Genomic DNA, 14,987 nt, shown 5'->3' with positions numbered 1-14,987 from the left:
GGGGCCTGTGTTATAGTCCGCGCCCCGCCTTGCGCAGGCCCCGTCGCCGGAAGGTGGCCGCCGTCCGGTTCGGACCGTTGTCAAGGCCGTGTGAGCTGCTCCTCCGCCCTGCCGGAGGTCCCGCGAGGAGGGACCGAACGGCCCTTCCGCGACCCCCGCCCGGCACTCCCCCGAGCACCGTTTCGTGCCTACTGAGCCCCCGAATGGGCCTACGGGGACCTTTTTACCCTCGAACCGGGCCGGTTTCCTTGTGAACAACTTCACGAAGTTTTCCGGAGGGCGGCCCCCGGGGGTACCGGAAAGGGACCCCTGGGCACCGCCCGCACGCTGTCCGACCCGCTCACCCGAATGCTACCGACCGGTAGCCAACGAGGTCTACGCCACCGACCACGCGATGCCGTCGAGGATGTCGTGCTCGCTGACGACGACCTCCTCGGCGCCGATGCGTTCCATGATCGCCAGCAGGACGAGGGCGCCCGCGCCGATGACGTCGACGCGGCCCGGGTGCAGGGACGGGATCGCCGCACGCTCGGCGTGCGTGGAGTGGAGCAGCCTCCTTGTGATCTCGCGGACGCGGTCGTGGGAGACGCGGGAGTGGTGGATGGCCGTCGAGTCGTACTCGGGCAGGTCCTGGGCGATCGCCGACACCGTCGTCACCGAGCCGGCCAGGCCCACCAAAGTGCGCGCCTCGCGCAGCGGGACCGTCTCCTCGGCGCGGTCGAGCGCGGCCTCGATGTCGGCCCGCATGGCGGCGATCCGCTCCTCGGTGGGCGGGTCGGTGACCACACCGCCCCGCACCAGGTGGCGCTCGGTCATACGGACGCAGCCCACGTCCACCGAGCGGGCCGCGCGCACGTGGTCGTCGCCCACGACGAACTCCGTCGAGCCGCCGCCGATGTCCACCACCAGGAAGGGCCGGGCGAGATCCGCACGCCCCGCCAGTTCCTTTGTGGCGCCCGTGAAGGAGAACTCCGCCTCCTGATCGCCGGAGATCACCTCCGGCTCGACGCCGAGGATGTCCATCACCCCGCGTGTGAACTCCTCCCGGTTCTCGGCGTCCCGGGAGGCGGAGGTGGCCACGAAACGCAGCCGCTCGACGCCGTGCTCCTTGATGATCCCGGCGTACTCGCGGCAGGCCGCGAAGGTCCGCTGAAGCGCCTCGGGGGCGAGCCGGCCGGTGCGGTCGACGCCCTGGCCGAGCCGCACGATGGTCATACGGCGGTCCAGGTCGACGAGTTCGCCGGTGGTGCCCGCGCCGGAGGCGCTGTTGGACACGGTCGCGTCCGCGACGAGCAGACGGATGGAGTTCGTACCGCAGTCGATGGCGGCGACCCGGGTCACTGCTGCCCCTCCTCACGCTCGCCGTGCTTCTCGGGCTCGGCGGGCACCGTCACGCACGGGCCCTTGCGCCACCACTCGGGCAGCATCGCGATCGCCTCGTCGCCCAGCGGGTTCACGCCGGGACCGGCGGCCAGCGAGTGGGCGACCAGGACGTGCAGGCACTTGACCCGGTCCGGCATGCCGCCCGCGCTCGGGAAGCCGGTCAGCTCCTCGATCTCGTCCCGGCGCCGGATGTAGTCCTCGTGCGCGGCCCGGTACGCCGCCGCCAGCTCGGGGTCGGTGGTCAGCCGCTCGGTCATCTCCTTCATCACGCCGTCGGCCTCCAGCGTGCCGATGGCCGAGGCGGCGCGCGGGCACGTCAGGTAGTACAGCGTCGGGAAGGGCGTGCCGTCGGGCAGCCGCGGGGCCGTCTCCACGACGTCCGGCTGTCCGCAGGGGCAGCGGTGCGCGATCGCGCGCAGCCCGCGCGGCGGCCGCCCGAGCTGCTGCTCGAAGGCCTCGACGTCCGCGTCGGTGGGTTCGGTGCGCTCGGTGGGCGGCGGTGGGGTTTCCATGCCTTGCGTAGTTTCTCTCTGTGGGTTCACTGGTCGGAGGCGTCGGACTTGTCGACGCCGTCCCAGACGTTGGCGTACCAGGGTCGGCGGGCCGAGCCCTGCTCGGCGCGGGACCGCTCGGCCGGGCCCGGGTCGATCACGACGTAGCCGGTCTCCCCGGGCCTCACGTAGTGCAGCCGCCGCCGGATCTGCTGCTCGGCGTAGGCGTCGTCCTGCCAGCGTGCCTTGAGGTCGCGCAGTTGTTCCACCCGCTGCTGGGCCTGCCGCTTCTGCCGCTCGAGGTCGGCGATGGCGGCGCGCTGGGAGACGTACTGCCGCATCGGGTACGCCAGGGCGACCACCATCGAGCACACCACCAGCGCGAGCAGCGCCGCGCGGCCGGTGAGCCGGGAGCGGCGGGCCTGGCGCCGAGTCTGCGAACGGTAGACGCGGGCCGCGGTCTGCTCGCCGAGCAGCCTGAGCCTGGTCGCGGTGGAGAACCGGTCCCGGTCCTTGACGGCCATCGTCCCCGCCTCCCGTTCGTGCCGTTCACGCCGCTCACACGTGCGTACGTCCCCGCACACGGTACGGGACCGGGTACGGGGACGTACGTACGACGGGCGAAGCCTTACCCTTTGCCGCTCAGTCCTTGAAGCGGGGGAACGCGCTGCGGCCCGCGTACACCGCCGCGTCGTCGAGGATCTCCTCGATGCGCAGCAGCTGGTTGTACTTGGCGACGCGCTCGGAGCGGGCCGGGGCGCCGGTCTTGATCTGGCCGCAGTTGGTGGCGACGGCCAGGTCGGCGATGGTGACGTCCTCGGTCTCGCCGGAGCGGTGGGACATCATGCACTTGAAGCCGTTGCGCTGGGCCAGCTCGACGGCGTCCAGGGTCTCGGTGAGCGAGCCGATCTGGTTCACCTTGACCAGCAGGGCGTTGGCGGCGCCTTCCTCGATACCGCGGGCCAGGCGCTCGGGATTGGTGACGAACAGGTCGTCGCCGACGAGCTGGACCTTGTCGCCGAGCTTGTCGGTGATGACCTTCCAGCCGGCCCAGTCGTCCTCGAACAGCGGGTCCTCGATGGAGACGAGCGGGTAGGCGGCCACCAGCTCCTCGTAGTACTCGGTCATCTCCGCCGCCGAGCGCTCCTTGCCCTCGAAGACGTACTTGCCGTCCTTGTAGAACTCGGAGGCGGCGACGTCGAGGGCGAGGGCGATCTGCTCGCCGGGGGCGTAGCCGGCCTCCTTGACGGCCTCGAGGATGAGGTCCAGGGCCTCGCGGTTGGAGCCGAGGTTCGGGGCGAAGCCGCCCTCGTCGCCGAGGCCGGTGGACAGGCCCTTGCTCTTCAGGACCTTCTTCAGGGTGTGGTAGACCTCGGTGCCCCAGCGCAGGGCCTCGGAGAAGGACTCCGCGCCGATCGGGGCGATCATGAACTCCTGGATGTCCACGTTGGAGTCGGCGTGCGAGCCGCCGTTCAGGATGTTCATCATCGGCACCGGGAGCAGGTGCGCGTTGGGGCCGCCCAGGTAGCGGAAGAGCGGCAGGTCGGACGCCTCGGAGGCGGCGTGGGCGACGGCGAGGGAGACGCCGAGGATGGCGTTGGCGCCCAGCGAGCCCTTGTTGTCGGTGGCGTCCAGGTCGAACATGGCCTGGTCGATCAGCCGCTGCTCGGTGGCGTCGTAGCCGACGAGCTCCGGGCCGATCTGCTCGATCACGGCGAGGACGGCCTTCTCGACGCCCTTGCCCTGGTAGCGGTTGGGGTCTCCGTCACGGAGCTCGATGGCCTCGAAGGCGCCGGTGGAGGCGCCGGACGGGACGGCGGCACGACCCGTGCTGCCGTCGTCGAGGCCGACCTCGACCTCGACCGTGGGGTTGCCTCGGGAGTCCAGGATTTCCCGGGCTACGACGACGTCGATGGACGGCACGAGCATCTCCTTCGTGGATGTGACGCTTGAAGTGCGGGGCGTGTGAGCCTTGCGACTAGAGCCTAACCGTCCGGGGCCGTCGGCCGGCCGACCGACCGTCCCGTGGACGGGGTGGGACAGGCTGACGATACCCTTTTTGTTTCCGGCCGGAACAAAAAAGAGCCCCGCCCCGGTGCGTACGGGGGACACGCACCGGGGCGGGGAGCCCCTGGGGACGGGGGCGGGCCGGTTACTTCAGGTGCAGCTGCTGGCCCGGGTAGATGAGGTCGGCGTTGTCGACGACGTCCTTGTTCAGCTCGAACAGCTTCTGCCAGCCGCCCTGGACGCCGTTCCGCTCGGCGATGGAGCTGAGGGTGTCGCCGGAGACCACCTTGTACTCGCCGTCGCCCTTCTTGACCTTCTCGCCGGTCGGGGTGGTGACGGTCTTCTTCGGGGCCGGGGCCGGACGCGCCGCCGAACGGTTGGCGGCCCGCTGCTCGGTCGAGCGCTTGGTGGTGCCGCTCTTCGCGGAGCTGCTGGAGTCGCCGCTCTTGGAGCCGGCGCTCGACGAGGAGGGGGCGCCGCCGTTGTAGGCGGCACCGGACAGGCCCTTGCCGCAGACCGGCCAGGCACCCTTGCCCTGGCCCGCGAGGACCTTCTCGGCGACGGCTATCTGCTGCGACTTGGCGGCCAGGTCGGCACGCGGGGCGTAGGCGGTGCCGCCGAACGCCGCCCAGGTGGACTTGGTGAACTGCAGGCCGCCGTAGAAGCCGTTGCCGGTGTTGATGGACCAGTTGCCGCCGGACTCGCACCGGGCGACCGCGTCCCACTCGGAGGCGGTGGCGGCGGAGGCGTTGCCGGCCGCCATCAGCGGGGCGGCGACGGCGGCGCCGGTGACACCGGCGAGCGCGACAACGCGACTGGCCTTGGACGGACGACGGTGCTTGCCCTTGCCGGAGAACAGCATGGATGAATCCCCTCACCGACGCCTGCGAGGTGAGCTGTCGGGTTCGGGCCGGTTGAGTTGCCCGGCCGTGCCTCTTCCGCGAGGCACGGCTCCACCCCTAGCCGCTCCGTCAACTGTCCGGCGCGGCACTTACCTTGGGTCCCCCGCTCCTGCCTACGGCGCTTGACGCGACGACTGTTCCCGTGCGGCCGCTGGCAGGATTCGGCGTTCGCGGCAGCCGGGGCTCGCGATGGCGAGCGGTCATGACCGTAGACACGAGATCCGCGGAATTTCAAAGACGATCAGGGCTTCTGAGACTCATCCCACACTTTCACCGAAAGGGACATTCAGTGCGAAGTGTGGCGCGAACTCCCGCTACTTTTGGGCCGTTTCGGCAGGGACATCCAGGGTCTGACCGGCGACGATGTGACCCGGGTCGGCACCGATCGCCTGCTTGTTCGCGTCGTACAGCGCGCTCCATCCACCCTGGAGGCCAAGGGAGTCGGCGATGGACTCGAGGGAGTCGCCGGAGCGGACGGTGTAGGAACTGCTCGCGTTGGTGCGTACGCCGTTGCCGCCGCGTGAGGCGTGACGGCCGGAGGGAGCGGCGGTACGGCTGTCGACCGAGCCCTCGACCGCGCTGCCCCCGCGGTGGCGGCCGGTACCGAGCGCGCCGGTGTCGACCAGCGCCGAAGCGCCCTCGACATAGCCGGAGTTGTCCGAGTCGCCCCATTCGGGCGCGATGGAGGGCGAGGCGGTGGGTGCCGAGGTGTCACTCGCGTCGACTTCGGGCGCGGTGTCGGACTTGGCCGACTTGTCCGCCTTGCCGGGCGAAGAGGCCGAAGGCGACGGCTTCGCCGGAGTCGCGCTCGGCGTGGATGCCGCATCGGACTCGGCGGCGGACGAGTCGGACGAACCGGACGAGTCGCCCGACCCTTGCGACGAGTTGGACAGGCCGAGACCGTTCGACAGGGAGGGGCCGGACTTTCCGGACGAGTTGGAGGATCCGGACGAACCGTCTCCCACACCGGTGTCGACGTTCGCCGCGCCGGACTTCTTGCTGAGCCCGGAGAGCAGTCCGCAGGTCGGCCAGGCGCCGGGGCCCTGGTCGGCGAGCATCTTCTCGGCCACGGCTATCTGCTGGGACCGGCTGGCCTGGTCGGCGCTCGGGGCGTAGTCGAGGCCGCCGTACTTCTCCCAGTCCTCCTGGGTCAACTGCAGCCCGCCGTAGAAGCCGTTGCCGGCGTCGGCGCTCCAGGAGCCGCCGCTCTCGCACTCCGCCACCTTGTCCCACGTGGTGCCGTCCGCCGCGCTGGCTCCGGAGGCGCCCATCAGCGGGATGGCGATGGCGGATCCGGTCACTCCGGCAGCGACGAGGAGAGCCGGAGCCTGACGGGGGCGACGGTGACGACCGTTCCCGGAGAGCATGCGGAGACCTTTCAACCGACAGCAGTGACAACGAGGCGGCGGATACGGCTGGACACCACCACGTTGATGGGTGAAGGTAGCGGCTGTCGATCACTTGTCACAAGTTAATGCCGCGCAGATCACGTGAAGGTCACGTAGTTGAACGCGTGTCACCTTTGCGCTCGTCGGCGGGCAGCCGCAGGCCGGTGCAGGGCCTGCGCACGGCCCTTTTTCCGGCCCTGTCCGGACTTAGGGGTGCGGGGTGAAGCTCACGGGCAGGGTCCGCAGTCCGCGCATGATGAGCCCGCCGCGCCAGCGCAAGTCGCTTGTTTCCGCGTCGAGTTGGAGATCCGGCAGCCGGGTGAACAGGGTGGCGAGGGCGGTCTGGCCCTCCAGCCGGGCGAGCGGGGCGCCGAGGCAGTAGTGGATGCCGTGACCGTACCCGAGGTGTTGGTTGTCACGTCGGCCGAGGTCGAGGACATCGGGGTCGGTGAACCGCTCCGGGTCCCGGTCGGCGGCGGCGAGGACGACGAGGACCGGGTCGCCGGGGGCGATGTCCTGTCCGCCGACGGTGAGCGGGCGGGTGGCGAAGCGCCAGGTGGCCAGCTCCACGGGGCCGTCGTAGCGCAGGAGTTCCTCCACCGCTGTCTCCAGCAGGTCCCTTTCCCCCTCGGCGAGGGACCGCTGCAGCCGGTCGCGCTGTTCGGGGTGGGTGAGCAGGGCGTAGGTGCCGTTGCCGATGAGGTTGACGGTGGTCTCGAAGCCGGCGAAGAGGAGGATGAAGGCCATGGCGGCGGCCTCGTTCTCGGTGAGGTGTTCGCCGTGGTCGGAGGCGCGGATGAGGCCGGAGATGAGGTCCTCGCCGGGGGTGGGTTCGGCGGGCAGGGCCTGGCGTTTGCGGTGGATGAGGTCGGCGAGGTAGCCGCGCATCTTCTTCACCGAGCGGGCTACTCCGCCGCGGGGGCCCTTTCCGTGGCGGATCATCATGCCTGCCCAGTCCCGGAAGTCGTCCTGGTCCTCGCGTGGGACGCCGAGCATGTCGCAGATGGCGTAGATGGGCAGCGGGAAGGCGAACTCGTGGATGAGGTCGGCGGTGCCGCGGGCGGCGAACCGGTCGATGAGACCGTCGGCGAGTTCCTGCACGCGGGGGGCGAACTCGGCTACGCGGCGGGGGGTGAACGCCTTGCTGACCAGGCGGCGCAGGCGGGTGTGGTCCGGCGGGTCGATGTTGAGCAGGTGCGTCATCAGGTCGGCCTTGCGCTCGCCGGGGATGCCGGTCTTGCCCTTCGCGTGCGCGGGCTCGTCGTGGTGCGCCGGGTTCTTGCTCAGGCGCTGGTCGGCGAGGGCCTGTTTGGCGTCGGTGTAGCGGGTGACCAGCCAGGCCTCCACTCCGCTGGGGAGGCGGGTTTTGTGCACGGGGGCGTGCTCACGGAGCCAGGCGTAGGCGGGGTAGGGGTTGCTGGCGAACTCCCAGGTGAACAGGGTGGGTGGCTGGTCGTGCATACGGTCGACCCTAGACCGTGCGGGCGGGGGACGGCCGAGGGGTTTTCGCCCCCGCCGCCCCTGCCCTTCCCGTCCCTGGGGTCTGCGCCCCGGACCCCCGTCATCGGCCTTCGGTCTCGTCCTCAAACTCCCCCAGACGGGCTGATTTTTTCCTCCGCCTCCCTGATCGCATCCCGATAAGCCCGCGCCGCCGCCCGCAGTGCCGCCTCCGGATCCACGCCCTGCGCCTCTGCCCGGACCGCCAGGGCCAGCAGTTCGTAGCCGAAGCCGTCCGTCCTGGGGAGCAGGACGTCCAGGCCCGCCGTGCGGACCCGGGACGCCAGCTTCGCCGCCAGGGCCAGGCCCGGCTGGCCGAGGGGGATGCCCTCCGTCACCGAGGTGCGGCGTTTTTCCTCGGCCTTGGTGCGGAGCCAGTGTTCCTTGACTTCCTCCGGGGTGGTGGCCGTTTCCTCGCCGAAGACGTGCGGATGGCGGTGGATCAGCTTGGCGACGATGGTGCCGGCCACGTCGTCGACGGAGAACGGTTCCTCGGGGTCCTCCTCGGCGATACGGGCGTGGAAGACCACCTGGAGCAGTACGTCGCCCAGCTCCTCGCGCAGCTCCTCCCGGTCGCCGTCCTCGATCGCCTCGACCAGCTCGTACGCCTCCTCGATGCCGTACTTCGCCAGGCCCTCGTGGGTCTGCCGCGACGACCAGGGGCACTCGGCGCGGATGCGGTCCATGACCTGGACGAGGTCGAGCAGGCGGGCGCCCGGCAGGTCGTAGGAGGCGGGCAGCAGCTCCAGCTCCGGCATGTTCACGCGGCCGGAACCGGCCAGGCGGGCCAGGCCGTCGGTCAGGGCCGGCTCGCCCTCGCCGGTGGCCACGACCACGACCGTACGGCCGCCGGCGCACGCGTCGACCAGTTCCCCGGCGCTCGGCGCGGCCTCGTCCACGGCTATGCCCGCCTCACGCAGATACGGCAGCTGCGGATGCGTCCCGTCCGCGCACAGCACCCGGTCGGCCGTGCGCAGCTCCTGCCAGGCGGGCCAGGACAGCAGTCCGGGGGCGACCCGGTGGCTGGTGGTGAGCAGGACGATCCGGCCCGGGGCCGCTTCGGAGGTGGTCGCGCTGGTGGTGTTCACGCTCCGAACGTAACGCACCGGACCGGCATCGCCCCGGGTCGGCCGACGGCCGGGTCAGCCGGCGGCCGAGACGTCCCGCAGCCACGGCGCCTTCGCGTCCACCCGGCTGGTCTTCTGCGCGTCCCAGGTGCCGTAGCGCGGGTTGAGGTCGACGTTCAGTTCGGTGGAGGCGTCGGACAGCGCCTTCCAGAAGGCCGGCCGGCTGGTGTCGGTCTGCAGCCGGGCCGCGAGCTTCTGCGCCTCCAGTTGCAGACGCAGGTTCTCGTCGAGGTGCTGCGGCGGCACTCCGTACTGGTGCAGCCAGGTGTTCTCCAGCGCCTTGGCGCCACCCGCCTGCCGCTCCAGCTCGGTGCGCAACCGCTGGACCTCGCTGCGGGTGACCTCGATGCCGGCGTTCCCGGCGGCGCGGTCGAGCACACGGTCGAGGACCATCTGGTGCAGGGTGTCCCGGGTGAGGGCGCCGGTCCTGGCGACGACCTGCTGGTACTGCGTCTCGTCGGCGACCGCGGACCGCTGCGCCTGGCGCACCTCGTTCACCCTGTTCTGCAGCTGCGCGACGGTGATCCGCTGCCCGCCGACGACGGCCGCCGCACCGGGATGCGCGTCGCTTCCACAGGCGGTGAGCAGGGGAGCCGCCGCGACGATCGCGGCGGACAGGACGAGCGCGGTGCGACGGCGGCGGTGCAAGGAAACCTCCCGTTTGGAGATTGTGCGACGGTGCACAAGGTCTTGCGGTGATCGATAGTAGGCAGTGGCCGGGCTCCGGCCAAGCCATTGGACCAACGATTCACCGCGACTTCGGGCACCGTCGCCCCGCTCCCGCCTGACGATGGCCGGCCGGTGTCAGCCCGTGATCGCCACCGGCGCGTCCCACCAGTCGCGGTCGACGGTGAGGGTGTAGCCGCCGCGCGTCTCCTTGCTGTTCACCTTGTACTGGTGGGCACGGCTGTGGTCGGTGAACTGGGTGGGGTTCCAGGGCCAGTCGGTGGTGGTGGTCTCCTTGCCGTCCCAGAGGGCGTACCAGAGGTTGCCCGGCAGGTCGGTCTTGTTGCTCGCGGTGGCGATGGCCTTGGCGCTGGAGCTGGTGAAGCCGTAGAAGCCGGCGCGGTAGGTCTTGGCGCGCAGTTCCTTGTCGAAGGCGCGGACGTAGGTGAGCACGGCGTCGTTGCACGACTTGTCGGTGACGTCGTACGGCTCCATGTCGAGGTAGATCGCGCTGCCCGCCTTCATGCCGAGCGCGGAGGCCTTGGCCACCGCGTCCTTGGCGTCGGCGGTGCCGAGGGAGGAGGCGGTGGAGGCGGTGAGCTTCTCCGGGTTGGCGCTCTTCTGGCAGGGCGGCTGGGCGCCGACGTAGATCGGGACGAGCTTCCAGCCCTGGGAACTGACGGACTTCACCCAGGAAGCGGTGAGATTGGGCTGGGCACAGCCGCGGTTCTTGCCGCCGACGTAGACGGCCGCGGCGCCGTAGTACTTGTCGGTGCGCCAGGCCTTCATGGCGTTCAGCGAGGGCGCGGTGCAGGTGTCGAAGGCACGGCCGGTGAAGGTCTTCTGCGCGGGCCAGGTGGTGGCCGCCATGGAGGTCTGCGCCGCGATTCCGGCACCGGCGACGACGACGGCCCCGGCCGCCGCCCACGTGATGTATCTGCGCTTCTTCGACTGCCGGTGCTCGGCCATCCCCACCCCTGTGTGCTCGTGTACGCGCCGGTGCGCGCTGCGCCGCACGCTAATCGACGAAGCCTCTCGGACCGCACAAAAGATCGCCTCACTGGCCACAGGAATCGCTCAAGTCACAGCAAAAACGTGTGTGCCGGCCATGACGGGTGGCGTTCGGGCCTGCTCGTGGCGTCATAAGATCCGCTGGCCATCCCCCTTTTTTTGTGGCCCAGCCCGAGAAAGCACCTCACATGCACCTCCCGTCCCGTGCCGTCCGTGTCCTCGCCCTGGCGGCGCTTCCCCTGGCCCTGACGGCCTGCGGCCCGTCCGGCTCCTCCGATTCCTCTGATTCCTCTGATTCCTCCGATTCCTCCGGCCCGTCCTCGAGCGCCTCCAGCGACCCGAACGCCGGTCTGCTCACCGGTGCCCAGCTGAAGAAGGCCCTCGCCCCGGCGTCGTTCTTCGCCTCCGGCTTCGCCGTCGACCCGAGCGGGGCCAGGGACTCCGGCGACACCTACACGCCCCCCTCGACGGCCCCGGCGGCCAAGCCCGACTGCACCAAGCTGGGCGGCACCGCCTGGATAGACATCACCGGGATCACCGGGGTGTCCTTCGCGCAGAACGACTACGTCAACAAGAACACCTCCGAGAACATCGGCCAGGAGATCGACGCCTACCGGGGCACGACGGCGGCGGACGTCCTGAAGGGCGTGGAGAAGGCCGCCACGGCCTGCACGGGCTTCACCGACTCCCAGACCCACTCGAAGGTCGAGGTCACCGGACAGGCCACGCCCGGCCTGGGCGACTCCGCCTACACGATCACCCTGACGAACACCGCCTGGGAGAACGGCACGACGCTCATCGCCGCCCAGGTCGGCACGAACGTCGTCAGCGTGATGTCGACGGACGGCCACGACAACGGCGCGGCGACGGCGAAGAAACTGACGGAGCGGATCGTCGCGTCCCTGAAGAAGACTTCCTGACAGGGGGCCGCGTGCGCCGCCCGGTGGCTTAATCTTGCCCCCTGCACTGCCTTGGGGGGTAGAGATGGAAAAGCGTCTGGAGGCCGGCTGGTTCCAGCGGATCGCCTGGTCGGTTCTGGCATGGGGCTCGCTGGGCCTGCTGGTGTGGGTCCCGTTCCTGTACGTGGCGATCCGCCGCGGCCGGGGCTCGGACTGGGGGGCGTTCGCCGCGTTCGTCTTCTACGAGTGCGTGACGCTGCCGTGGTCCTCCATCACCTCCCGCGGCGACGGCGACGGCGACCCGATCCTGGGCGCCGTCGCCCTGCTGTGCATGCTGACGGCGACGGCGATGCTGCTGTTCGCCGTCTTCGACAAACGGCGGCCGGCGCAGGGGGTGCAGCCTGCGTACGGGGCACCGACGGCACCTGCTCAGGGACAGACGTACGGATACCCGTACGGACGGTAGCGGCAGGCCCCGGTACCGGTCACACCCGCCGGGTGCGGCGCAGGATCCCGACAGCCGGCCAGGTCACCAGGCCGGTGAGTCCCCACATGAAGCCCGCGATGGCGAGCCATTCACCGGTACTGGTCTCCGGATCATCGGCCCCGAAGACCGTGAACGAGAGAGCCAGGAAGCCGAACAGAGCGCCGAGCAGCCCGAGGACGACCAGGGCCGCCGTCTGGCCGCCGGTCCGCCGGGTGGGCGTGGCCCGGCCCGGCGAACCGGCGCGGGTCGCGCCGCTCCCGTCAGGGGCCGGTCCCGGCTCCGGCGCGGGCGTCCGCTGCCGGGGCGGCAGCCACACCACCGCGGTCGGCGGCACTGCGGCGTCCACGGTCGCCATGGTGTGCGCGTCGACGCCGTACAGACCGGGTTCCACATCGACGACCAGACCGTCGGTGCCGATGAGCCGACGGCCGCCGTCCGGCCAGCTCAGCATGGCCGCGCAGGCGCGGTAGGGCACGGTCGCCGCGCGCTCCGTGCCGTCCTGCGCGCCCGCCGTCATGCTGACCCCCTCCTCTCCCACGACCAGCGCCGAACCGTCACGGCTCATCGAGGCGAACCGCCGCCCGGTCACGGCGTACGACGAACTCGTCGGGGCCTCTGTGTACCCGGCCCAGTCCGCACTGTGCCCACTGGGCACCTGCAGCAGAGCCGTTGCCGCCGCCTCCACGGCCACCGTGTGCAGATGCTCGGGCGTCACCGCCCACAACTCGGCGCGCAGTTCGTCGAGGGTGCGCGAGGGCCGCCCGGCGAGCAGGTCCTCCGCCGCGCCGGGCAGCCGCCGTACGGCCGCGTCGGGCGCGGTCAGCGCACTGTCGGCCCGGGTGCGGACCGCGTCCAGGTCGCCCTGCCCGATCCGGCCCACCTGGAGCCCGGCGAGGACGTCGACGAAGCCGCCGAGCACCGCGTCCTGCTTGGCCGGCAGGGCGTCCGCGAAGGCCGTCACCAGGGCGAAACCGTCACGGCGCGCGGTGCAGTCGGTGGCCGCCGTGTACGAGTAGCCGCCCTCCTGGCGCAGGGCGCGGGACAGCTCCCGCTCGAGAACACCCGCGTACAGCCGGGCGGCGGCGCCGTCGGTGACGACGGCGTCCAGCAGCACGCCGCCCGAACCGTCGGAGAAGTAGGCGGGGGTGGCGGGAAGGGCGGAGGTGACGGCGGGCAGGGAACGGCGCGGACCGGCGGGCAGCTTGAGCGTGAGTCCGGCCGGCAGGCGCTCACCGGCGACCCACAGCACGGCGTTGCCCTGCGTGAACCAGGTCTGTGCCCAGGCCTCCACGTCCTGCGGACCCAGGTTCCGCACACCCCACTCCGGATAGCTGACCAGACCGTACCCCTGGGCGCCGTAGCGCCACAGCGGCAGTTGGGGGGCCTCGCGCCGTGACTCCTCGGTGCGCAGGATCTCCTTCTCGGTCTCCAGGCGCTCCAGGGGCAGAGCGGTGAGGGAGGCGCAGACGCCCTGCAGATAGGCGACCACCTCGTGTTCGGCGCCCTCCACGTGGAAGTGGGTGAAGGCGGCCTTGGTGGCGCCGTTGAAGTGGTAGTCGGCCAGGCCCTGGCGGTGCAGGGCCAGATGCTCCACCATGTGGGTGACGCCGGCCCGGGCCAGCGTCTCGTCGGCGACGCCGACGCGGAAGACGAGTCCGGCGCGCATCGGCCCGGCGGCCTGCGCGAAGAGGGTGGGTATGCCGTCGGTCTCGGTGAGGCGGACGGCGGCCTGCGGGTTCATCTTCGGCCTCTGTTCGGCGTGTTCGTCACGTTCGTGGGGTTCGGGCGTGCCTGGCGGGTCCGGCGGGTCCGGGATGTTCGGTGTCGTGGGCCGTCAGCCCGGAGCGAGGGCGGCGTCGCGGTGCTTGACGTAGGCGTCGGCCGGCGTGCCCGGCGGGTCCGGCGTGCCTGGCGTGCGTGGTGGACCCGGCGGGTCCGGCGGGACCGGGGTGCTCGGTGTCGTGGACCGTCAGCCCGGAGCGAGGGCGGCGTCGCGGTGCTTGACGTAGGCGTCGGCCGGCGTGCCCAGGTAGCTCCACGGGTACTCCGAGGCCAGGTTGCCCAGCGCGCGGAAGTGCGCGGCGGCCCGTGCGCGGTCCCCGATCAGCGAGAAGAGGGCGGCGAAGCACCCCTGGACAGTGACCCACCCGTAGGTGGGCCGGAAGTGCGGGTGGGACACGGAGTGCTCGGCGGCCTCGACGAGTTCGGCGTGGACGTGGGGCTGCCGCAGGTAATCAGTGCGTTCCTGGCCGGCCCGCAGCTCCATCCAGTGCTCCAGGTGCGCCTCCGCGACCAGGCCGCCGTTCAGGGCCCCGTCCGGAGCGCCCCGCAGGCACTCCTGGGCGAAGCCGTGGGTGGACTGCCAGCTTCCGCCCCATTTGGGGCACAGCTGCTGGAGCAGGCGGGCCTGGCCGGTGAAGTGGTGCGGATGATGAGCGGCCAGCCGGTCGTACCGGCGCCGCGCCTCGTTCTGCCCGAGCTGCAGTCCACGGGCGGTGTTGAGCCGCTCGGCCCAGGCCGCATCGTGGGACGGGTCGAGGGCGGTGGCCCGGATGAGCAGTTTCTCGGCCTCCCGCAGGTGCGCGTGGAAGGCTGCGAAATGCTCGCGGCTGACGTGCTCGGCGCGCGCCGCGGTACGGATCTCCCAGCCGGCCTCGATCTCACGGGCGCCGAGCACGGTCAGGGCGAACACGTCGTCCGGAGCGGCTGCGACCAGCTCGCGCAGCGGCTGCTCGACGCCTGGCACCTCGGCCAGCACGCGCACCGCGAAGGCCCGGTCGGTGCCCTGCGGCAGGGAGTCGGCGTACTGACGCACCGAGGCCCAGTCCCCCGTGGCGGCGGCCTGCCGCAGCCAGGCGGCCTCGGGGAAGGCGGAGGCGACCTCGAAGTCGGGCGGCGGCAGGGAGGACGCGGAGAAGGCGAGCGACATGCGGCGGATCCTAAGCGAGGCCGGTGACAGTGCCGCCACCGGGAAGCCCGCAGGTCGGGCGGCACAGGGACGCGGCACGAAAACAACCGCCGCTTGACCGTACACGTACCTCCCGGACACCTACTGTTCACCTGATCTCCCTAACCTCCGCCCGTCTTGATCGACGGGCGCCTCTCGCCGGGACCGCCCTGCCCAACGGA

At 71.2% G+C, this 14,987-nt stretch carries 14 protein-coding genes and 1 riboswitch; of the genes, 2 read left to right on the top strand and 12 right to left on the bottom strand.

Going from position 1 to position 14,987, the window contains the following annotated elements; genetic code table 11:
- Positions 1 to 375: 375 nt before the first annotated feature.
- The 10 genes from ACX25U_RS21765 to ACX25U_RS21720 form a co-directional block, all read right to left on the bottom strand.
- Positions 376 to 1,341 (bottom strand): Ppx/GppA phosphatase family protein, encoded by a 966-nt coding sequence (locus ACX25U_RS21765; RefSeq protein WP_454382432.1) that lies wholly within the window; start codon positions 1,339 to 1,341, stop codon positions 376 to 378.
- Positions 1,338 to 1,895 carry a DUF501 domain-containing protein gene (locus ACX25U_RS21760; RefSeq protein WP_454382430.1) on the bottom strand — a complete coding sequence of 186 codons (558 nt, stop codon included), beginning with the start codon at positions 1,893 to 1,895 and terminating at the stop codon, positions 1,338 to 1,340. Before ACX25U_RS21760 ends, ACX25U_RS21765 begins: the two co-directional genes overlap by 4 nt.
- Positions 1,896 to 1,921: 26 nt before the next feature.
- The gene (locus ACX25U_RS21755) at positions 1,922 to 2,398 is read right to left on the bottom strand and encodes an FtsB family cell division protein (protein ID WP_454382428.1); all 477 of its coding nucleotides are present in this window, start codon (positions 2,396 to 2,398) and stop codon (positions 1,922 to 1,924) included.
- 118 nt (positions 2,399 to 2,516) lie between these two features.
- Positions 2,517 to 3,803, bottom strand: a complete 1,287-nt coding sequence (gene eno / locus ACX25U_RS21750; protein ID WP_454382426.1) for a phosphopyruvate hydratase — start codon at positions 3,801 to 3,803, stop codon at positions 2,517 to 2,519.
- A gap of 223 nt (positions 3,804 to 4,026) precedes the next feature.
- Positions 4,027 to 4,743, bottom strand: coding sequence for a transglycosylase family protein (locus ACX25U_RS21745; RefSeq protein WP_454382424.1), 717 nt, complete (start codon positions 4,741 to 4,743; stop codon positions 4,027 to 4,029).
- Positions 4,744 to 4,747: 4 nt separating this feature from the next.
- Positions 4,748 to 4,914, bottom strand: a riboswitch (cyclic di-AMP (ydaO/yuaA leader).
- 183 nt (positions 4,915 to 5,097) lie between these two features.
- On the bottom strand, positions 5,098 to 6,150 hold the full coding sequence (locus ACX25U_RS21740) for a transglycosylase family protein (RefSeq protein ID WP_454382422.1): 1,053 nt from the start codon (positions 6,148 to 6,150) through the stop codon (positions 5,098 to 5,100).
- 228 nt (positions 6,151 to 6,378) lie between these two features.
- Entirely contained in the window at positions 6,379 to 7,632 is a 1,254-nt protein-coding gene (locus ACX25U_RS21735) for a cytochrome P450 family protein (protein ID WP_454382421.1), read from the bottom strand.
- Between the two features lie 122 nt (positions 7,633 to 7,754).
- Positions 7,755 to 8,756 carry a nucleoside triphosphate pyrophosphohydrolase gene (locus ACX25U_RS21730; RefSeq protein WP_454382420.1) on the bottom strand — a complete coding sequence of 334 codons (1,002 nt, stop codon included), beginning with the start codon at positions 8,754 to 8,756 and terminating at the stop codon, positions 7,755 to 7,757.
- A 54-nt stretch (positions 8,757 to 8,810) separates the two neighbouring features.
- Complete coding sequence (locus ACX25U_RS21725; protein WP_454382419.1) at positions 8,811 to 9,443, bottom strand: SurA N-terminal domain-containing protein; 633 nt, start codon at positions 9,441 to 9,443, stop codon at positions 8,811 to 8,813.
- A gap of 156 nt (positions 9,444 to 9,599) precedes the next feature.
- Entirely contained in the window at positions 9,600 to 10,430 is an 831-nt protein-coding gene (locus ACX25U_RS21720) for a glycoside hydrolase domain-containing protein (protein WP_454382418.1), read from the bottom strand.
- 230 nt (positions 10,431 to 10,660) lie between these two features.
- Between ACX25U_RS21720 and ACX25U_RS21715 the strand changes: the two genes are divergently transcribed.
- A complete protein-coding gene (locus ACX25U_RS21715; RefSeq protein WP_454382417.1) occupies positions 10,661 to 11,392 on the top strand; it encodes a hypothetical protein in 732 nt (243 codons plus the stop codon).
- A gap of 64 nt (positions 11,393 to 11,456) precedes the next feature.
- Complete coding sequence (locus ACX25U_RS21710; RefSeq protein WP_454382416.1) at positions 11,457 to 11,837, top strand: hypothetical protein; 381 nt, start codon at positions 11,457 to 11,459, stop codon at positions 11,835 to 11,837.
- A 19-nt stretch (positions 11,838 to 11,856) separates the two neighbouring features.
- On the opposite strand, the gene ACX25U_RS21705 is transcribed toward ACX25U_RS21710, so the two are convergent.
- Complete coding sequence (locus ACX25U_RS21705; RefSeq protein ID WP_454382415.1) at positions 11,857 to 13,599, bottom strand: insulinase family protein; 1,743 nt, start codon at positions 13,597 to 13,599, stop codon at positions 11,857 to 11,859.
- Between the two features lie 228 nt (positions 13,600 to 13,827).
- Positions 13,828 to 14,787 carry a hypothetical protein gene (locus tag ACX25U_RS21700; RefSeq protein WP_454382414.1) on the bottom strand — a complete coding sequence of 320 codons (960 nt, stop codon included), beginning with the start codon at positions 14,785 to 14,787 and terminating at the stop codon, positions 13,828 to 13,830.
- Positions 14,788 to 14,987: the final 200 nt, after the last annotated feature.

The sequence above is a fragment of the Streptomyces sp. JNUCC 63 genome (assembly GCF_054366325.1).
This window is presented reverse-complemented; position numbering and strand designations above follow the sequence as displayed.